Genomic DNA, 18,688 nt, shown 5'->3' on the forward strand with positions numbered 1-18,688 from the left:
CGTTTTAGAACGGCTTTTTTTATTGCTCAGTTATACAGTTAAATCTTTAATCGTTTCTGAAGGTCCATTCTTTTTGACCGACTCAATCCCTTTCTCGCGAGACTGTTCACTGGCGTAGAGTTGACTTGTACCAATCACTTGATGATTAGCTGCTTTTAAATTGAAATAAGGCTTTTCATTCTTAGAAGTTAGTCGCTCATATCGAACATCATCGGGACTATTTTTTTGCACTGATGCAATTCCATTCAATGCAGCAGCTTTAGTCTTATATAATTCGCTATTTAAAATAGTTTCAGCATTACCCGCTTTTAATACAAAACGATATTGCCCATCACTCGCTTGAGTTACCTCGAACCATCCAGCCATAAAGACCTCTATTTATTCAGGTTGATTATTTGTTATTCATCCAATATAGATCAGCCAACCGCAATTAAAAAGATTATATTTTGTTCACTTTTAGTAATTTAGTTCACTTATAAAATAAAAAAGGGAGCACGCGCCCCCTCTCACCACAAATCAAATTAAACTTTTTTAACAAATTCTGATTTTAGTTTCATAGCACCGACGCCATCAATCTTACAATCGATATTGTGACCATCACTTGCATCTGGCACTAAACGAATACTTTTTACTTTCGTACCCACTTTAACAACGGAAGATGAACCTTTAATCTTAAGATCTTTAACCACAGTAACACTATCGCCATCAGCTAGAACGTTACCATTTGCATCTTTAATTATTTCTTCTACATCAGAAGCTTGAGTTTCTCCGTCCTTCCACTCGTGTGAACACTCTGGACAAATAAGAAGATCGCCATCTTGGTATGTATATTCTGATTGGCATTTTGGGCAATTTGGCAAAGACATAAAAAAATCTCAAAAATCCTATTATGATGGATAGAGACCATTTTTCAAAATTTCAGGACTGAATCTCTTTTCCATACAAATAATTTTTTAGTACCAACGCATGATTTAACTCAGGGTCTTTTGCTGCATAAATTAATGTTAATGGTTGTTTCATTGCAATTTGTTTTAGTTCATCAACATGTGGATTCTCCCCTAATTCTTGGTAATAGCCTTTTTGAAAACTTTGCCAATGTTCAGCCTGATGACAAAACTGCTTGCGTAATGCATTGGAAGGTGCAATTTCCTTTAACCACAAATCCAAATGTGCCCGTTCTTTTGAAATACCTCTTGGCCATAAACGATCTACAAGCACACGTATGCCATCTGACTCATTAACTGGATCATAAATACGCTTAATTTCAATTTGCATCACTTCCTCCAGATGGTTTAAAACTAACTCTCCATTGAGATATCAATGACTTGTCCATGTGAATCAAAACTAACGCAAATCACATAATTGGTCACTTGATCAGGCAAGCCAAAATCAAGCATTTCATAGGCTTCTATTTCCTCATCATCCCCTTCATGCTCAAGTACCAAAGCATCTAAAACCTGTAAGGGTGTCGGTGAGGATGTCCCAAAATGTTTAAACCAATATTCAGGTTCAATTTCTTCCAAATGATGTTGTATATATAAATCAACGCTATCTTCAGCTTGTTGATCTTCTAAAGCCAATTGCATGGCAGCTCGTGCTAGTTTTTCACGTTGCTGTAAAATGGATAACTCTTTCATTTGCCCACCTCAAAATATCAAATTTATTATTAGTTTTTATTTATATTTCAACACTTCAATTATTGATTAGGAATATCTGCTTCTACAAGCAAAGCAAATAAGCTTAGAGACTCTTGCCAACCTAAGTAACAAGCCTCTACAGGAATAACATCTGGAATTCCTTGCTGTGTAATATGAACTTCCGTCCCCACAATCACAGGTTTCAATTCAACTGTCACATTAATCTCTCCTGATAAGTTAGGATCCTCGAATTGATCTGTATAACGTAATCGTTCATTCTCGACGATTTCAATATAAGTACCGCTAAAAGCATGAATATGACCTGTTGAAAAGTTAGTAAATGACATTTTATATTTGCCGCCCACTTGTGGATCAAAATGATGGACTTTTGCGGTAAAACCATGTGGTGGCATCCATTTCACTAATGCATCTGGATCTAGAAATGCTTTAAAAACACGTGCTGGAGGAGCGGTAAAGACGCGATGTAGTTTTACTGTACCAGACATTATCATTCTCCATTTTGCTGTTTTTTTAACCTACAACTTTATCATAACAACTTCTATTAGAACTGTGGTGTTGCTGATCCCTCATTTCAGCTCGAATATCGAGAATCTAAAGCTGATTTTTTGTGAAAAATGGCGCAAAATAACAGTCCATATTTTCGTGATCAGAATATAGCTTTAGGATTGATCTATGAGTCAACTTGCTTTCACGGCTTTTAGCTTAAATGGTGTAGATGCACAAAAATTCCTTCAAGGACAAGTGACCGTTCATACAGAGCGCTTACCTGAAAACGAAAGTCGCTACACTGCTATTTGCGATTTAAAAGGACGTATTCATTTTGGTTTATGGATTAAAAAACTTAATCCTGAAAGTTTTAAACTTGTGACAACACAGGATCAAGCAGAAGAGTTTGCAAAGCACATTAAAAAATTTGGTGCTTTTTCTAAAATGAAATTGGAAGAAGTTGGAACTGTTTTTCCAACAACAAATGGCAAGCAAACTGAATTTTCTCAAACTGAAACTGATATTAACGCTTGGCAAATTCAGGCGATTCAATCGGGTCAAGCTTGGATTACTCAAACAACTGAGCATCTTTTCCAACCGCAAGAGTTACGTTTACATCAACGTGATGGCGTTCATTTTGACAAAGGTTGTTATCTTGGTCAGGAAATTGTTGCTCGTCTTTGGTTTAAAGCAAAACCGAAACACTGGTTACATTTGATCCAAGCCAAAGGTGATCTTCCTATGCCAGCAACCCAACTCAGTAAAGATGTAGAGGTTGTAAATAGTATTGCATTTGAAGATGGCTATCTTGCGCTTGTAATTGCCAAACCAGCAGCATTAGCAGAGCTCAATGTAAATGTTTTGGATTTACCAGACACACTCAATGGCGATGTAGCTCGTCCAAACTAAGTCCTTATAAAGTTCCTGCTTTCATTTTTTTATTTTAAAAACTCATGGGTTATCTCATGAGTTTTTTTGATTTAAATACTTCTTACTTAATAACCATTTGAATATCAAACTCGCAAAAATGCTCAAAAAAAATAAAGCTAAAATTTAAATAAAGTTGAACTACAATTCTTGTCGGAAATTCCAATCGACGTTATTGTTCAACAATTACTTATAGAATCAACTCCTCATGAAAATAATGATCAAAACTTGGTTATCTGCAATTACTTTAAGCTTTTTGAGCTTACAAAGCCTCCATGCTGACAGCAAAACACTAGAACAAAATTTCAAGCGTAATTATCCAGATCTTCCAATCAAATCAATTTCTCCTTCCCCTTTAACGGGTATCTATGAAGTCTATGTTGCAGGAAAAATTATTTATACGGATGAAACTGCAAAATATTTATTTTTTGGAAATTTATTGGATGTAAAAAATAAAACCAATCTTACCGAGGAACGCTTGATAGAGTTAGGAAAAATTGATGTTAAACAGCTACCTCTAGACCAAGCTATTAAATATGTGAAAGGAAATGGAGAACGTGCGCTATATGTGTTCACTGATCCAGACTGCCCATATTGTCAAAAATTAGAACAATATATGACTTCCATCGACAATGTAACGGTCTACATTTTTTTATTCCCACTTAAGAAACTCCATCCTCAAGCTGAAATAGCGGCAAATAAAATTTGGTGTGCTAAAAATCAATATGAAGCTTGGGAGGATTATATGCTTCACCGCAAACTGAGTAAAAATTCAGGCCAATGTGACACGCCTATTCAGAAAAATATAGCCCTTGGTCAATCACTTCAAATCAATGGAACTCCAACAATATTCTTTGCAAATGGCATGCGAGTTTCAGGCATTCCACAAGATGCTGAACAGATTGAATTACTATTGCAGGAAGCCAGTAAATAGAACTCGTAACCTTTAAGAAGCTCTTAAACCTGTTAAAACCAGTAGCCCATTAAACAAATGGACTACTGTTTTAATTTTGATTTAAGTTCTTTGACCCATCTTAATCAAGAGATATACAAAACCATCATTTACATTTTACGCCAATTTTTTATGATGTGTATTGCATATTGCACTCTGCTACATAAAGGATGAAAGCAGGTTTCGGTATAAGGAAAAAGAAATATGAAAAAGTTGCTCATTGCTAGTTTAATCCTAGCAGCATCTCATTCAACATTTGCAGCTGATAAGAAAACAACTGCTAAAAATGATGTGTTTGCAAAAGCAACCCAACTTTATGAAGCTAAGGATTTTTCAGGCGCATTCCAAGAAATGCAACGCATTGCAAATACAGGAAATGCTCAAGCTATTTACAATTTAGGCTATATGCATCAAGTTGGGCAAGGTACCACAAGAGATGAAAAGAAAGCCCTGCATTACTATCAAGATGCATCCAATAAGGGTTTTGGGCAAGCAAGTTACACCTTAGCTCAGGTTTATCGAAATGGTACTTTAGGTGTCGCTAAAAACAGTCAAAAATATAAAGAATACTTAGATAAAGCTTCGAATCAAGGTTCAGATGATGCCATTGTGGAAAGTGCAAAATTACTTTTCGAACAAGGCAAACCTGAATATGATCAATTAGCAGTTCAAAAGTTACTCCCCTTATTACGCAAAGGATCTCAGCCTGCTGTACATTTAAAAGCAATTTATGATTTAAGCATTGGTGTTAAAAATAAAAACCCGATTATGCAGCAACAAGCTGTAGAAAGCCTACAAAGTCTTGCGAAGAAAGGATATGCACCCTCACTAATGGTTTTAGGAAATATGCTTGCAAATGGTGGAATTGTTGATCAAGATCTAGAACAAGCAAAAAATATTTTTACCCGTTTAGCAGCAGCAAATTATCCAAATGCTAAAGAATCTTTAGTAAAAGTCGAAGAAGCTATCTCTGCTAAAAAAGTAGCAAAAGCAAATAAAAAATAAATAAAAAGCGCCTGAGATCAGGCGCTTTTTATGATTTAAAATTGCTTACTTACACTGATTCCAGCACTCCAATTACGCCCATCCGCTGGTTCAAAGAAACGACTATTACCATCATTCACAATAACTGAACCTGCATAATTTTTATCAAATAAGTTATCTACACGCGCAAAGCTATTAAAGCCCCAATTTGCATGTTTCCAAGCATATCCTGTGTAGATCGATGCAATTGTATAGCTCGCAGCAGCATCACTATTACTGTCATCGACATAGATTTTGTCCATATACTGCGTATCAAGTCCTGCATAAAAACCTTGATCTGGTTTCCATGCTAGCCCAATAAATGCTTGATTCTTAGCGATGCCAGGAATTGCATTACCTTTAGGAATCTCAGCAATTTTTCCAAGTGCTGGAACATTTGAATCAAAAGTTGCATCTAGGTAAGCATAACTCGTATTTACAGTAAGATCTTTCCAAACTTGCTTATTCCACGTAAATTCAGCACCTTTTCTTAAAGTACGATCTGCATTACGGAAAGTCGAACGACCATTTGAAGAACCCGCTGAAACAATATCATTTTGAGTTTTGCTCTGGAAAACGGCTACAGTAAAATCACCCAACTGATTTTGCGACTTTAAACCCAATTCATAGTTATCACTGGTCGATGGTTTTAAATCAAAATTAAAGCCCGACTTGCTACTATCAGCCTGATAAGCCATTTCAGTAAAAGTCGGTGTTTCAAAACCTTTAGCATAACTCACATAAGCCAATAATTCAGGCAGAATTTGCCAGCTTAAAGCAGCTGAAGGCAAAATCTTGTCATACTCTGTTTTATCACTGTCATTCCCATTACTCAAATAGTGATCTTTAGATTTGTAATGCACATTGCTATAACGTACACCCGTATCTAAACGCCAAGTCGGTAAAAACTGCCAAGATGCTTGTAGATATGGATCGATATTCCATAAGCTATTGTCTTCATCACGGCGTAACGTGCCTTTAACGCCGTATGATGGTTCACCAGCAACAATATTAAAGTTTTCAAAACCTTGTCGATCTTCATCCATCTTATCGACGGCAACACCTATACTAAAGCGAGTATTTGGCAATAACTCTTTACCCGTCCAGCGGAAATCAGCACCATAATAATTACGTTCAAAATCTATTACTCCACCTGCGTGATTAGGATTTAATTGTGCAGAGCGAGGAATAGATTGATACTGGGTCACTTGGCGATTGCCAAAATATGCCATGCCATACAATTCATGCTGATCATTAAGCGGTTTTGACCACGTGATCCCTGTTTGTGTTTGATCAATATCTTTTCGAACATTGTAAGTATTGTTTGTATCATTCACTTGACGTGGATTATTCTGCCATTGCTGCCTATTCAATCCCTGCGGATCATCAGCATTAATCTTGACGTAATTGGTGATCCAGTTAATTTTACTGCCATCATCAAGATTCCACGTTAGTTTTGCATTATTCAATACTTTATTTGCGCCACTATGATTTCGAAATCCATCAGTATCAAAATAAGATGAACTAATGATATAACTTGGTTCATATTGGTGATCTGAACCGCCCTGTAAAATTAAACCAGCACGATTTTTATTGTGACTCCCATCAGCATAACTCATCTCAATCGAGTCTTTTCCTGTACCTTCTCTGGTGGTTGCTAAAATCGCACCACCTGACGAGTTACCATACAGTGAAGAAAATGGCCCCGTTAAAACCTCAAGATGACTTAAGCTACTCAAATCAACATTTGAGGTTTGCCCTTGTCCATCAGGCATGGTTGCAGGAATTCCATCAACATACAATCGAATACCACGAACGCCAAATGTAGACCGCGCACCAAAACCACGCATAGAAAGTTGCAGGTCTTGCGCGTAATTTTCTCTATTCCTAAGCTGAATACTTGGGACACCTTTCACGATTTCCGTCAAATTAACCTGCGCCGACTGGCTACTTTCAGGCATATCCACCCTAAAAATTGAAGCAGGCGTCTCCATGTAAGAAGTATCTGTACGTGTCGCTTCAACTTTGATTGTTGGGAGTTGTGCTGGCTGATCGTGATCAACCTCAATTGCCCATACTGAGGTATTACCCAATGCCATAAACATGGCAATGTAACCGTATAGAAGATTAATTTTCATCGAAGGCATGAAGATTCCTTATTTCTCGAAATTTTAAACGACAACAGCTAAAGCTAAGAATATGATTATTTTATGTTTATCTTAGGTATTTAACTTAAGTGAAAACAATTAAACTGATTAATCAGCATGATTAGCAAATAAAATTAAATACCCGCATAATTGTAAGTGAAACATTTGCCCTCATTGTATTGTTGTTGAAACAACTTGAGTTAACTATGCCTGAACTTCCTGAAGTTGAAACCACAAAAACCAGCTTACTGCCTTTATTAGAACAACGTGTTCAAGCCATTCGCGTTTTGAACCCAAGCTTGCGTTGGCCTATACCGAATGATATTGAAAAGCTGGTTGGACAGCGTTTAATGCAACTCAAGCGCCGTTCTAAATATATTCTTGCTGAGTTTGAGCAAAACCAAATGCTTTGGCATTTAGGTATGTCTGGAAGCTTCCGTTTATGTGAAGCCAAAGATGAACTACGCAAACATGATCATCTAATTATTGATTTTGAAGATCAGCAATTACGCTACCATGATCCACGTCGATTCGGGTGCATTCTTTGGCTTGATCAAAACAACCAGACTAAACTGATTGATACGCTCGGCCCTGAACCTCTGAGCGAAGATTTTAATGCAGCCTATTTACATGAAAAGCTAAATAAAAAAAATGTCGGCATCAAAATTGCTTTAATGGATAATCATATCGTTGTTGGCGTAGGTAATATTTATGCGACAGAAAGTCTATTTAATGTTGGCATCCATCCCGCACAACCTGCTTCAACGTTAACGAAAGTACAAATTGAGAAGCTGGTTATTGAGGTTAAACGCATCTTAAAACAAGCAATTGATTTAGGTGGTTCAACATTACGTGACTATAGTAATGCGATGGGTGAAAATGGTTATTTTCAGCAAACACTATTGGCATATGGCCGTGCTGGTGAAATGTGTGTGAACTGTGAAACAACGCTTGAAAACCTAAAGTTAGGACAACGAGCCAGTGTATTTTGCCCACAATGCCAGCCATTGAAGCTGAAGAAAGCTTAAGCAAATACAAGGTAATTGAAGGAGCAACATTATGCAAACTGCAATTGTTCGGCATATCTTAGTAAAAGATAAAGACTTAGCAGAACAGCTCAAGAAAAGAATTCAGTCTGGTGCTGATTTTGCAAAAATTGCTAAGCAGTATTCGACTTGTAACTCTGCTAAACGCGGCGGCGATTTAGGTGAAATAAAAAAAGGGCAGCTTGTACCTGTAATTGATAAATTGGTGTTTACAGCTGCAGAACGAATTTTACACGGCCCAATTAAAAGTCAGTTTGGCTTCCATCTTTTAGAAATTAAGTTCCGTATGGATAATCTACGATAGATAAACAATGAGCTTAAAAGGATCCATAAGCTCATTTCCCCCTATGGATGAACTAATCTTGCTGAGGTTTCATGACATAAGTCCATGCATCTATTTTTTCACCAGACTCCAAAACAACTTCAGCAATAACTCGCTCATATTGGAATCCTTCAAACGCATCTAACATTGGCCAGTTTTGTTCTAACTTATCGGTACTAAATAAATAACCTTCAACCAGCGGATCTTGTTGATTCAATACAATTGCAGGCAGTCCTTTATCGGGTCCCCAATCCAATATATAGATGGTTCCATGTACCGTTGCAACTTGCCAATCCCCTTCAATAGCTCCCAAAATATGAGCATTCTCTCTATTCGGGCACAATGTGCCATATACAAATAATCGGTTCATCATGTTATTCCATTTCAATTATTTGACATCTTAGAATGAAATTGGGTCAGAGACCATATTCATCAAAACTCATTATCTCAAATCAAAGAAATAGCAAATACCAATTAAACAACTACAATAAAAAAAAACGGCATAATTTATGCCGTTTTTTTATTTAAAGCAATTAAGCTTGCTTTTTCAACTCATCACGAATTTCACGCAACAATTGAATATCTTCTGGTGTTGGTGCAGGTGCTGCTGGCGCTTCTTCTTCTTTTTTTCGCATGCGGTTCATGACTTTCACCATTAAGAACACCACCCACGCTAAAATCAGGAAGTTGATCAAGATCGTAATGAAGTTACCATAAGCAAGAACTGTTAGCCCCGCCTCCTGAGCTTGAGCTAAAGTTGTAATGTTTTCAGGACTTGAGCCGAGCACAACAAACTTATTGGTGAAATTCACTTCTCCACCAATAATAAAGTTGATGACAGGCATCAGAACATCTTTCACTAATGAATCAATGATTTTACCAAAAGCGCCACCGATGATTACACCAATCGCCAAATCCATCATATTGCCTTTTACAGCAAACTCTTTAAATTCTTGAATAATACTCATTGTTGACACTCCAGAAAATGAATCGAATTACATTTGTTTTTGTACTTAAATTACAAATGATAGGCATTCAGTTGTATGTAAATAATTTAATATTTTTCTCAAAAAAAGAAAGTTATTTCACACTTTAACAACATATTTTATTTTAATAAAAATATGAACTTATGCATGAAATAGACACTTGTTTTACTCAATAAAAAAAACCGCCAAATAAATTTAGCGGTTTTCTTCATTTTTCAATTCAGAAAAATTATTTATCACGATTACGTTTACGTTCGTTTTCAGTTAAGTAACGCTTACGAATACGAATCGATTTAGGTGTTACTTCAACTAATTCATCATCTTCAATGAATTCAAGTGCTTGCTCAAGCGTGTATTCAATTGCAGGTGTTAAAGTCAACGCATCATCAGTACCAGACGCACGAACGTTAGTTAATTGCTTCGCTTTAGTTGGGTTTACAACCATATCGTCTGAACGAGAGTTAATACCCACGATCATACCTTCGTAAACTTCTAACTGTGGTTTAGCAAATAAACGACCACGGTCTTGCAAGCTGAATAGTGCATAGCCCAAGCATGTACCTTGAACCATAGAAATCAACACACCATTTTGACGCTTCGCTACTGAACCTTGTTTCACAGGGCCGTAGTGAGAGAAGCTTGATGTCATGATGCCTGTACCAGAAGTCATGGTTAAGAATTCTGAACGGAAACCAATTAAGCCACGAGAAGGAACAGTTGCTTCAATACGAATACGGCCTTTACCGTCAACTTCCATATTAGTCATTTCGCCTTTACGGTGACCCATTTGCTCCATTACAGAACCTTGGTGCTGCTCTTCAACGTCAAACGTTACGTTTTCGTAAGGCTCTTGTTTTTCACCATCAATTTCTTTGATGATTACTTGTGGACGAGATACGCCCATTTCGAAGCCTTCACGACGCATGTTTTCGATCAATACTGAAAGGTGAAGTTCACCACGACCAGAAACTTTGAAGCGGTCTGGACTATCAGTATCTTCAACACGAAGTGCTACGTTGTGAATCAATTCACGGTCAAGACGTTCACGAATATTACGTGAAGTTACGAACTTACCTTCTTTACCAGCAAACGGAGAGTTGTTTACTTGGAATGTCATAGATACAGTTGGTTCGTCTACAGACAATGCAGGTAAAGCTTCAACATTTTTCGGATCACAAACTGTGTCAGAAATGTTAAGTGCATCGATACCTGTAATACATACGATATCACCAGCAGATGCTGATTCAACATCTACACGCTCTAAACCATGGTAACCCATGATTTTTAAGATACGGCCATTACGTGTATTGCCATCTTTATCAATTACAGTAACAGGAGTATTTAATTTTACTGAACCGCGTTGAATACGACCAACACCGATAACACCCACGAAGCTGTTATAGTCAAGTGATGAAATCTGCATTTGGAATGGACCATCAACGTCTACCGCTGGTGGTTCAACGATATCAACGATCGTTTCAAACAACGGAGTCATGTCTTCTGCCAACTCTTCAGGAGCTGGACCAGCAACACCACGTAAGCCAGAAGCATAAACGATTGGGAAGTCTAACTGTTCGTCAGTCGCGCCAAGGTTATCAAACAAGTCAAATACTTGATCGATTACCCAGTCACAACGCGCGCTTGGTTTATCAACTTTGTTGATAATCACGATAGGCTTCAAACCACGAGCAAATGCTTTTTGAGTTACAAAGCGAGTTTGTGGCATTGGACCTTCTTGTGAGTCAACAAGAAGTAATACACAGTCAACCATCGACATTACACGTTCCACTTCACCACCAAAGTCGGCGTGTCCTGGGGTGTCGACGATGTTGATACGGTATTCAGTATCAGTACGTTTATCTAACCATTTAATTGCCGTGTTTTTCGCAAGAATGGTAATACCACGTTCACTTTCAAGCGCATTCGAGTCCATGACACGCTCAATCTCGCCTGCACGGTCACCCAAAGCACCAGATTGTTGAAGTAATTTATCGACAAGCGTGGTTTTACCGTGGTCGACGTGCGCAATAATTGCGATATTGCGGAGATTCTTAATATCAGACATAGAATTCGATACGCTTAAAATTTGAGGGCAGATTATACAGAAAAACACTACACTTTAGTAGTGACAGTTTATTGACATGTGACTTTTTTTCTGACGAAACGTTACAGAATCGTTGGTAAAGTAGACTAACTCTATTAGAATATTCCACTAATGCTTATCGCTTTTTCAAACTCCCATGTCAAATTCCCAACCTCAGCAACAGCTCGACTTAGTTTACGGACTGAATGATCGACCGAAACCTTTTGTTGCATTTTTAGCTGCACTTCAACATCTTCTCGCGATTTTAGTACCAATCGTTACTCCTGGATTATTGATCTGTTTAGCGCTTGGTGTCTCTCGTGAAGATACCAATATGATCCTCTCAATGTCTTTGATCATTTCAGGGATTGCGACTTTTTTACAATGTAAGAAAGTCGGTCCTTTCGGAGCAGGTTTACTGATTGTTCAAGGTACAAGCTTCAACTTTATTGGCCCGATCATCGGTATTGGAAGTGCAATGGTTGCTGCGGGAACGCCCGTAGAACAAGTTATGGCTGCTATTTTTGGCGTTGTGATTGCAGGCTCATTCATTGAAATGGGTGTTTCTCGTATTTTACCTTGGGTAAAAAAGCTGATTACCCCGTTAGTCACAGGAATTGTCGTTCTGCTAATCGGTTTAACATTGATTAAAGAAGGCTTGATTAGCATGGGTGGTGGTTATACTGCAATGCAAGACAATACCTTTGCTAATGCAGACAACCTGATCATGTCATGTACGGTTCTTGGGATCATCATTCTACTCAATCGTATTCGTATTATTTGGGTGAAAAGTTCAGCAATTTTAATTGCTTTAGTGATTGGCTATATCCTCGCTGGGTTTATGGGACATTTGAACTTTTCAGTCTTGAGTGAGGCTCCTTTAATTCAAATCCCAACGCCTATGCATTTTGGTTTAAGCTTCTCTTGGAGTTTGTTTATTCCAATGGCATTCATCTATCTCGTTACCTCTTTGGAAGCGATCGGTGATGTGACTGCAACCAGTAAAATTTCAAACCAACCCGTTGATGGTCCTATTTGGATGCAACGTATTAAAGGTGGTGTTTTAGTTAATGGTGCCAACTCATTCCTTGCTGGTATTTTTAACACTTTCCCAAGCTCAGTGTTTGCACAGAATAATGGTGTGATTCAACTCACAGGTGTAGCAAGTCGTTATGTCGGTATTTGGATCGCCGTGCTATTGGTGATTTTAGGCTTATTCCCTGCTGTTGCTGCTGTGATTCAAGCCGTACCACAAGCAGTATTAGGTGGTGCAGTGATGGTGATGTTTGGCGCAGTTGCTGCATCAGGTATTAATATCCTTTCAAGTATCCACCTAGATCGTCGTGCCTTGCTGATTATTGCAATTTCACTTGCACTTGGCTTAGGTGTTGCACAGGTTCCTCAGATCCTTGAGCATTTACCTGAATTATTCAAAAATATTTTTAGCTCAGGTGTCGCAACAGGCGGTATTGCAGCTTTGATTTTGAATATTGTTTTACCTGAAACACACAAATAGTCATCTAATAAATGATCATTGCCCAGTTTAGCAACTGGGCTTCGTTTTTGATGAGAGATCAATAATGGATCCACGTAGTGAAGTTGTCTTGAGACAACAAGATTATTTAAACGGGCAAGTTTTACTGATCAATGCCCCAAATGATCAACTCGCCAAAAATTTACCAACTCAAGTACAAGCATCTGTTTGGACTTGGAATTATGCTGATCACCAAAGCTTTTTAAGCTCAGGAATTGATTCAAGCTTTTCAGTGGAATTTCCTCAATCTAACTTTGATCAAGTCGTTATTTTCGTTCCAAAATCAAAAGAACTCCTCAGCTATATTTTGCATGTTGTGGTGAGCCATTTAACCATTGGTCAAAATATTTTTCTTGTCGGTGAGAAAAAAGGAGGCGTGGAACGCGCAGCAAAACAACTGCAACCTTATGGCAAAACACTAAAGTTAGATAGCGCGCGCCACTGCCAATTATGGCAATTAAAAATAGAAAAAGCTGAGCAACTTAAGCCACTTGAACAATGGTTAAAAGCATATACAGTTCAAGTAAACCAAGACCAGCTAGAAATCTGTGCACTACCTGGTGTATTTAGTCAAGCGCATTTAGATGTCGGAACAGCCGTATTACTTCCTTACCTATCACAAGTAAAATCAGGTAAGATTGCCGACTTTGGTTGCGGCGCTGGTGTTATCAGCAGCTTTTTAGCCAAATTAAATCCAGAGCAACATATTTTTGCACTTGATGTTGATGCATTTGCATTACGGTCAACTGAGATGACCTTCCAACGAAATGGCTTGGATTTAGCTCAGTTACATCTACAAGCTGTCACAGGTTTAAAAGATGCACCTAAAGAATTGGATGCGATTGTGAGCAATCCACCATTTCATCAAGGGATTCATACCAATTACGATGCAAGTGAAGAACTCTGTCAGCTTGCAAAATCCCACCTGAAAAGCTCAGGTGAGTTATGGATCGTGGCGAACCGTTTTTTAAACTACCCGCCTCTCATTGAGCAAAGTTTTGGTCAATGTACGATAAAAACCGATCAACAAGGATTTAAGGTACTCTTCGCGAGTGCTAAATAGGGTCAATTGACATGTTCGTCTACCCTACAACCTATGAGAAGTGTCAATAGACCCTTATAAAGTTTAAGGAATTTTTATGAGCGATACATCTGCTCCCCAACACCTTCAGCGCAAGCTCGGGGCTCGCCACCTCAATATGATTGCGATTGGTGGATCGATCGGTACAGGTTTATTCCTTGCATCAGGTTCAACTATTGCGACTGCAGGTCCCGGCGGTGCATTACTCGCATACGCCCTAATTGGTATCATGATTTATTTCTTGATGACTAGCTTGGGTGAACTTGCAACACATAACCCAAGTTCAGGTGCATTCTTTACCTATGGTAGCCGCTATGTTGAAGAAGGTTTCGGCTTTGCCTTAGGCTGGAATTACTGGTACAACTGGGCGATTACGGTTGCATTTGAATTAGTTGCAGTTCAATTTATTATGAAGTTCTGGTTCCCAGAAATTTCTGGCTTTTATTGGAGTGCGCTGTTCCTTGCCGTGATTTTTGGCATCAATGCAATGACCGTCAAAGGTTTTGGTGAAAGTGAATTCTGGTTCTCGATGATTAAAGTGATCGCGATTATTGTCTTCATTATTATCGGGATCGCCATGATCGCAAAAATCATGCTAACACCAGATGCATCAGTATTTACGAATTGGACTAAAGGTGACGCGCCGTTTGTTGGTGGTTTACAGGCCATGATCGGTGTTGCCATGATTGCTGGGTTCTCATTCCAAGGTACCGAAATGGTTGGGGTTGCAGCAGGTGAATCAAAAGATCCGAAGAAAACGATTCCGCTTGCGATTAAACAAATTTTCTGGCGTATTTTATTATTCTACATCCTGTGTATCTTCATCATTGGCACCTTGATTAGCTATGACAACCCACTGTTGTTACATGCTGCAGAAAGTGAAAATATCGCACTTTCACCTTTCACATTACTTTATGAGAAAGCAGGATTTGCATTTGCTGCTGGCCTAATGAATGCCGTGATTCTAAGCGCAATCTTATCCGCTGGTAATTCAGGCATGTACTCATCAACACGTATGTTATTTGACATGGCAAAAGAAGGCCGAGCACCAAAATGGTTCTCTCAGCTTGATCGTCGTGGTGTACCAATGAACGCACTTTACGCAACGACGACTGTCGCTGCACTCTGCTTTTTAACCACTTTTATTGGTGAGCAACAAGTGTTTAACTGGTTGCTGAACATGTCAGGTATGTGTGGATTTATCGTTTGGCTTGGTATTGCAATTTCACACTACCGTTTCCGTAAAGGTTATCTTGCTCAGGGTCATAAACTTGATGACCTTGCCTATCGCGCAAAGTTCTTTCCTTTTGCACCATGGTTCGCATTTATTCTTTGTTCTATCATTATCTTAGGTCAAAATTATGAAGCTGTTCTAGGTGGAAAAGTGGATTGGATAGGCTTACTTTCAACCTATATCAGCATTCCATTATTCTTGGTGATATGGCTAGGGTATAAATGGAAACATAAAACCAAACTGATTGCCTACAAAGACATGAATGTTAAAGAAGGCGAATAAAAATCAGGTAAAAACTTGACCTAATTTGAAATATGCGTAAAATTCACGCTCATATTTCAACGGCACACTTATACATTGTATAAGTATTTAAGAAAACAGGAGGATGACACGATGCTATTACTACAGGAAAACACACTTTAGATTTGGCACTGTCATCTCACGGACAAGTGACAAATCTTACGATCACTTGTCCGAATGCCTACTTAAGCCTAGCATTCGCTAGGTTTTTTTATGCCTATTCGGACGGAAGAATTAAAATGACCGAGATAAGAAAATGGGCATACAAAAAATACTCAATGCGAATGCACAATATGGTGTACCAGTAAAAATATTCACCAATGACATTGATCAAGAAAGCATTGAACAACTCAAAAAAATGGCGCAGCTACAGTTTGTACATTCACATATCGCAGTAATGCCAGATGTACATGTCGGCAAAGGTGCGACTGTTGGTAGTGTCATTCCGACCAAGCATGCGATTATCCCTGCCGCTGTCGGTGTAGATATTGGCTGTGGGATGAACGCAATTCGGCTGAATTTAAAAGCCTCGCAACTTCCAGATAATTTAGCGCCTTTAAGGTATGCAATTGAGCGCAAAGTGCCTGTAGGCTTTGAGTTACATAAACAGATTAAGGCAAAAGCCTCAAGTATTATTCCTCTGGAAAAGCGCTTGCAGCCAATTATTAAAAAACATCCAGGACTTATTCGAATGCTCAGAAAATTTGATGCTACATGGCAAAAACAACTGGGTACTTTAGGAGGCGGTAATCACTTTATCGAACTCTGTCTGGATGAAAACCAAGATGTCTGGATCATGCTGCATTCTGGTAGTCGTGGTTTAGGGAATGTGATTGGGACTTATTTTATCGAACTTGCAAAGAAAGAAGCGCAGCATCGGTTTGGACATGTTCCAGACAAAGATCTGAGCTACTTTGCTGAAGGTTCAAATAGCTTTGATGATTATGTTGAGGCAGTGGAATGGGCGCAAGAATATGCTTTTGAAAATCGACGTGAAATGATGCGCCTCATTTTAGAAGCGATTCGACCACTCCTGCCGCCATTTCAAATGACCAAAGAAGCAATTAACTGCCATCATAATTATGTCAGTCGTGAACATCATTTTGGTGAAGACTTGCTGATCACACGAAAAGGAGCAATTCGTGCAGGGAGAGATGAGTTAGGAATTATTCCTGGTTCCATGGGAGCTCGCTCTTATATTGTGAAGGGCAAAGCAAATCCAGAGTCTTTTTGCTCATGTTCACATGGTGCAGGACGAAAAATGAGTCGGAGTAAAGCTAAATTACTCTTTAGCCAAGATGATTTGATTCATCAGACTCAAGGCATCGAATGCCGTAAAGATAGTGGTGTTATTGATGAAATCCCAAGTGCATATAAAGATATTGATCAAGTCATGGCAAACCAATCAGATTTAGTCGAAATCTTGCACACCCTTAAACAAATTTTATGCATTAAAGGTTAATGATATGAAACTTAAAGAGATGCCAAAAATCAAAGCTCGCAACCCTGTTGCAGTATCCCCTTTGTTAAAAAAAGGTGGAATACATGAAAGTGAAAAACCACGAGCACAGCATCGTAGAGATCGACAACAGGCAAAACAACAACTCAACAAAGGTATTTGGTAATTAAAATATTACCTTAAATACATCAATTAAATTAAGGAGAAAGCAAATGAATATATCTTGTCAAACCAACAATATAGCAATAAAAAAAGCGACTCAATTGAGTCGCTTTTTTATGTCATTTAAAACTCAAATTATTGAGCTTATTGACCTGGTTGTACAAGAACAGTACGGCTACCAGTGATCGCAGCGAATACGCGACGGTTCATAGCACGACCTTCTTTAGTTTTGTTGTCAGCAATCGGTTGATCCCAAGCGAAACCTTGAGTAGACAAACGAGAAGCATCAACGTTGTATTCGTTTACAAGAGCTGATTTAACAGAGTTAGCACGAGCTAATGATAAACGTTCGTTTAACTTACGTGGGCCAGTGTTATCTGTGTGACCTTCGATACGAGCAGTCGCATTCGGGTACTCAGATAATTTCTCAGCTACTTTAGCAATTTCAGACTTGTACTGTGGTTTGATGTCTGACTTGTTAGTATCAAAGAATACACGAAGTTCCATGTTAAGGTCTTCAGTTAACTCTTGTGGTTGTGGAGCAACTGGAGTTGGTTCAACTGGAGCAACTTCTACTACTGGAGCAGCAGGCTTCAAATGACCACCAAGAACTACGTTTAAACCAGCAAGAGCTGTGTAGTTCCAGAAGTCTTCATCGATGTTATAAGTACCACGAGCTTCAGTACGAAGAGATAAAGCATCATTTAAGCGCCAGAAAGCACCAAAACCTGCATTACCTAAAGTACCTTCTTCTTTCAAGCCACGACCAGCACGACCTAATTGAGCATCAGTAGCATCGCTGAATGTATATTTATAGTGACCAGCACCTAATAAAACATACGGCTTGATTTTGCTGTCGTAGTTTTTAGTGATTAAATCAGAAGTAACATAGAAGTTACCATTGATTTGTTGTTGCTTATATTCAGAGTTCGGAGAAAGACTGTCTACATCACCTTTAACTTGGTTGTATTCAGCTTCAAAACCTAACCAAGGTGTTAATTCAACACCTAACGCAGCGCCAACGAATAAATCGTCTTGTAACTCACCGCCATTTGTTAGATTTTCGGTGCTATTGTTGTGCTTAGAATCTTGAAATGTGTAACCAAGCATTAATGGTGTTACTGTAACACCCGCATTAGCAGCAGCTAAAGGAGCAGCAACAAGCATAGCAAGTGCAATACGACTCAATTTCATGGATATCCTCCAGAGATAACAATTGTTTGTTGTTCAAGCTTAGCCTATGATTTTTGGCCCCATAAACACAGAAGTGTTCACAGTATTATTTTTA

Annotated in this window: 20 protein-coding genes; 10 read left to right on the forward strand and 10 right to left on the reverse strand. The window is 38.5% G+C overall.

Annotated elements, in window-relative coordinates:
- Nucleotides 1–30 precede the first annotated feature (30 nt).
- The 5 genes from ACF8D3_RS12275 to ACF8D3_RS12295 form a co-directional block, all read right to left on the reverse strand.
- A complete protein-coding gene (locus tag ACF8D3_RS12275) occupies nucleotides 31–366 on the reverse strand; it encodes a YegP family protein (RefSeq protein WP_004877172.1) in 336 nt (111 codons plus the stop codon).
- Nucleotides 367–521: 155 nt separating this feature from the next.
- Entirely contained in the window at nucleotides 522–866 is a 345-nt protein-coding gene (locus tag ACF8D3_RS12280) for a zinc ribbon domain-containing protein YjdM (RefSeq protein WP_023014124.1), read from the reverse strand.
- A gap of 52 nt (nucleotides 867–918) precedes the next feature.
- A complete protein-coding gene (locus ACF8D3_RS12285) occupies nucleotides 919–1,275 on the reverse strand; it encodes a DUF488 domain-containing protein (RefSeq protein WP_312100808.1) in 357 nt (118 codons plus the stop codon).
- 23 nt (nucleotides 1,276–1,298) lie between these two features.
- A complete protein-coding gene (locus ACF8D3_RS12290) occupies nucleotides 1,299–1,637 on the reverse strand; it encodes a DUF2004 domain-containing protein (protein ID WP_312100805.1) in 339 nt (112 codons plus the stop codon).
- A gap of 59 nt (nucleotides 1,638–1,696) precedes the next feature.
- On the reverse strand, nucleotides 1,697–2,143 hold the full coding sequence (locus tag ACF8D3_RS12295; protein WP_007482455.1) for an SRPBCC family protein: 447 nt from the start codon (nucleotides 2,141–2,143) through the stop codon (nucleotides 1,697–1,699).
- 187 nt (nucleotides 2,144–2,330) lie between these two features.
- On the opposite strand from ACF8D3_RS12295, the gene ACF8D3_RS12300 reads away from it, so the two are divergent.
- The 3 genes from ACF8D3_RS12300 (at nucleotide 2,331) to ACF8D3_RS12310 (ending at nucleotide 5,028) form a co-directional block, all read left to right on the forward strand.
- Nucleotides 2,331–3,053 carry a folate-binding Fe/S cluster repair protein gene (locus ACF8D3_RS12300; protein WP_312100800.1) on the forward strand — a complete coding sequence of 241 codons (723 nt, stop codon included), beginning with the start codon at nucleotides 2,331–2,333 and terminating at the stop codon, nucleotides 3,051–3,053.
- A gap of 226 nt (nucleotides 3,054–3,279) precedes the next feature.
- Nucleotides 3,280–4,005, forward strand: coding sequence for a DsbC family protein (locus tag ACF8D3_RS12305; protein ID WP_312100797.1), 726 nt, complete (start codon nucleotides 3,280–3,282; stop codon nucleotides 4,003–4,005).
- 222 nt (nucleotides 4,006–4,227) lie between these two features.
- Complete coding sequence (locus ACF8D3_RS12310) at nucleotides 4,228–5,028, forward strand: tetratricopeptide repeat protein (protein ID WP_312100793.1); 801 nt, start codon at nucleotides 4,228–4,230, stop codon at nucleotides 5,026–5,028.
- A 35-nt stretch (nucleotides 5,029–5,063) separates the two neighbouring features.
- On the opposite strand, the gene ACF8D3_RS12315 is transcribed toward ACF8D3_RS12310, so the two are convergent.
- Nucleotides 5,064–7,193, reverse strand: a complete 2,130-nt coding sequence (locus ACF8D3_RS12315) for a TonB-dependent receptor domain-containing protein (protein ID WP_392471686.1) — start codon at nucleotides 7,191–7,193, stop codon at nucleotides 5,064–5,066.
- 206 nt (nucleotides 7,194–7,399) lie between these two features.
- On the opposite strand from ACF8D3_RS12315, the gene mutM reads away from it, so the two are divergent.
- On the forward strand, nucleotides 7,400–8,221 hold the full coding sequence (mutM, locus tag ACF8D3_RS12320) for a bifunctional DNA-formamidopyrimidine glycosylase/DNA-(apurinic or apyrimidinic site) lyase (protein WP_061396741.1): 822 nt from the start codon (nucleotides 7,400–7,402) through the stop codon (nucleotides 8,219–8,221).
- Nucleotides 8,222–8,252: 31 nt separating this feature from the next.
- The gene (locus ACF8D3_RS12325) at nucleotides 8,253–8,543 is read left to right on the forward strand and encodes a peptidylprolyl isomerase (protein ID WP_392471687.1); all 291 of its coding nucleotides are present in this window, start codon (nucleotides 8,253–8,255) and stop codon (nucleotides 8,541–8,543) included.
- A gap of 52 nt (nucleotides 8,544–8,595) precedes the next feature.
- Here ACF8D3_RS12325 and ACF8D3_RS12330 read toward each other — a convergent pair whose 3' ends face one another.
- The 3 genes from ACF8D3_RS12330 to typA form a co-directional block, all read right to left on the reverse strand.
- A complete protein-coding gene (locus tag ACF8D3_RS12330; RefSeq protein WP_061396743.1) occupies nucleotides 8,596–8,931 on the reverse strand; it encodes a gamma-glutamylcyclotransferase family protein in 336 nt (111 codons plus the stop codon).
- Nucleotides 8,932–9,094: 163 nt separating this feature from the next.
- Nucleotides 9,095–9,529: a large conductance mechanosensitive channel protein MscL gene (gene mscL / locus ACF8D3_RS12335; protein WP_004877192.1), complete on the reverse strand. Its 435-nt coding sequence runs from the start codon at nucleotides 9,527–9,529 to the stop codon at nucleotides 9,095–9,097.
- A 247-nt stretch (nucleotides 9,530–9,776) separates the two neighbouring features.
- On the reverse strand, nucleotides 9,777–11,612 hold the full coding sequence (gene typA, locus ACF8D3_RS12340) for a translational GTPase TypA (RefSeq protein WP_004877193.1): 1,836 nt from the start codon (nucleotides 11,610–11,612) through the stop codon (nucleotides 9,777–9,779).
- A gap of 175 nt (nucleotides 11,613–11,787) precedes the next feature.
- On the opposite strand from typA, the gene ACF8D3_RS12345 reads away from it, so the two are divergent.
- The 5 genes from ACF8D3_RS12345 to ACF8D3_RS12365 all read left to right on the forward strand — a co-directional run bounded on the left by ACF8D3_RS12345 (nucleotide 11,788) and on the right by ACF8D3_RS12365 (nucleotide 17,404).
- Complete coding sequence (locus ACF8D3_RS12345; protein WP_019383773.1) at nucleotides 11,788–13,146, forward strand: uracil-xanthine permease family protein; 1,359 nt, start codon at nucleotides 11,788–11,790, stop codon at nucleotides 13,144–13,146.
- 64 nt (nucleotides 13,147–13,210) lie between these two features.
- Nucleotides 13,211–14,227: a methyltransferase gene (locus ACF8D3_RS12350; protein WP_061392536.1), complete on the forward strand. Its 1,017-nt coding sequence runs from the start codon at nucleotides 13,211–13,213 to the stop codon at nucleotides 14,225–14,227.
- Between the two features lie 76 nt (nucleotides 14,228–14,303).
- Nucleotides 14,304–15,761 carry an amino acid permease gene (locus ACF8D3_RS12355; RefSeq protein ID WP_392471688.1) on the forward strand — a complete coding sequence of 486 codons (1,458 nt, stop codon included), beginning with the start codon at nucleotides 14,304–14,306 and terminating at the stop codon, nucleotides 15,759–15,761.
- Nucleotides 15,762–16,035: 274 nt separating this feature from the next.
- Entirely contained in the window at nucleotides 16,036–17,241 is a 1,206-nt protein-coding gene (locus tag ACF8D3_RS12360) for an RtcB family protein (protein ID WP_392471689.1), read from the forward strand.
- 4 nt (nucleotides 17,242–17,245) lie between these two features.
- Nucleotides 17,246–17,404 carry a hypothetical protein gene (locus ACF8D3_RS12365; RefSeq protein WP_004877198.1) on the forward strand — a complete coding sequence of 53 codons (159 nt, stop codon included), beginning with the start codon at nucleotides 17,246–17,248 and terminating at the stop codon, nucleotides 17,402–17,404.
- Nucleotides 17,405–17,544: 140 nt separating this feature from the next.
- On the opposite strand, the gene omp38 is transcribed toward ACF8D3_RS12365, so the two are convergent.
- Complete coding sequence (omp38, locus tag ACF8D3_RS12370; protein ID WP_007482578.1) at nucleotides 17,545–18,594, reverse strand: outer membrane protein Omp38; 1,050 nt, start codon at nucleotides 18,592–18,594, stop codon at nucleotides 17,545–17,547.
- Nucleotides 18,595–18,688 lie beyond the last annotated feature (94 nt).

The sequence above is a fragment of the Acinetobacter sp. YQ_14 genome, from assembly GCF_043102985.1.
Lineage (GTDB): Bacteria > Pseudomonadota > Gammaproteobacteria > Pseudomonadales > Moraxellaceae > Acinetobacter > Acinetobacter venetianus.

Bases quoted from the DNA above. Each gene is read 5' to 3' on its own strand.
- ACF8D3_RS12275 (WP_004877172.1), bottom strand. From the start codon at position 366: ATGGCTGGATGGTTCGAGGTAACTCAAGCGAGTGATGGGCAATATCGT.
- ACF8D3_RS12280 (WP_023014124.1), bottom strand. From the start codon at position 866: ATGTCTTTGCCAAATTGCCCAAAATGCCAATCAGAATATACATACCAA.
- ACF8D3_RS12285 (WP_312100808.1), bottom strand. From the start codon at position 1,275: ATGCAAATTGAAATTAAGCGTATTTATGATCCAGTTAATGAGTCAGAT.
- ACF8D3_RS12290 (WP_312100805.1), bottom strand. From the start codon at position 1,637: ATGAAAGAGTTATCCATTTTACAGCAACGTGAAAAACTAGCACGAGCT.
- ACF8D3_RS12295 (WP_007482455.1), bottom strand. From the start codon at position 2,143: ATGTCTGGTACAGTAAAACTACATCGCGTCTTTACCGCTCCTCCAGCA.
- ACF8D3_RS12300 (WP_312100800.1), top strand. From the start codon at position 2,331: ATGAGTCAACTTGCTTTCACGGCTTTTAGCTTAAATGGTGTAGATGCA.
- ACF8D3_RS12305 (WP_312100797.1), top strand. From the start codon at position 3,280: ATGAAAATAATGATCAAAACTTGGTTATCTGCAATTACTTTAAGCTTT.
- ACF8D3_RS12310 (WP_312100793.1), top strand. From the start codon at position 4,228: ATGAAAAAGTTGCTCATTGCTAGTTTAATCCTAGCAGCATCTCATTCA.
- ACF8D3_RS12315 (WP_392471686.1), bottom strand. From the start codon at position 7,193: ATGCCTTCGATGAAAATTAATCTTCTATACGGTTACATTGCCATGTTT.
- mutM (WP_061396741.1), top strand. From the start codon at position 7,400: ATGCCTGAACTTCCTGAAGTTGAAACCACAAAAACCAGCTTACTGCCT.
- ACF8D3_RS12325 (WP_392471687.1), top strand. From the start codon at position 8,253: ATGCAAACTGCAATTGTTCGGCATATCTTAGTAAAAGATAAAGACTTA.
- ACF8D3_RS12330 (WP_061396743.1), bottom strand. From the start codon at position 8,931: ATGAACCGATTATTTGTATATGGCACATTGTGCCCGAATAGAGAGAAT.
- mscL (WP_004877192.1), bottom strand. From the start codon at position 9,529: ATGAGTATTATTCAAGAATTTAAAGAGTTTGCTGTAAAAGGCAATATG.
- typA (WP_004877193.1), bottom strand. From the start codon at position 11,612: ATGTCTGATATTAAGAATCTCCGCAATATCGCAATTATTGCGCACGTC.
- ACF8D3_RS12345 (WP_019383773.1), top strand. From the start codon at position 11,788: ATGTCAAATTCCCAACCTCAGCAACAGCTCGACTTAGTTTACGGACTG.
- ACF8D3_RS12350 (WP_061392536.1), top strand. From the start codon at position 13,211: ATGGATCCACGTAGTGAAGTTGTCTTGAGACAACAAGATTATTTAAAC.
- ACF8D3_RS12355 (WP_392471688.1), top strand. From the start codon at position 14,304: ATGAGCGATACATCTGCTCCCCAACACCTTCAGCGCAAGCTCGGGGCT.
- ACF8D3_RS12360 (WP_392471689.1), top strand. From the start codon at position 16,036: ATGGGCATACAAAAAATACTCAATGCGAATGCACAATATGGTGTACCA.
- ACF8D3_RS12365 (WP_004877198.1), top strand. From the start codon at position 17,246: ATGAAACTTAAAGAGATGCCAAAAATCAAAGCTCGCAACCCTGTTGCA.
- omp38 (WP_007482578.1), bottom strand. From the start codon at position 18,594: ATGAAATTGAGTCGTATTGCACTTGCTATGCTTGTTGCTGCTCCTTTA.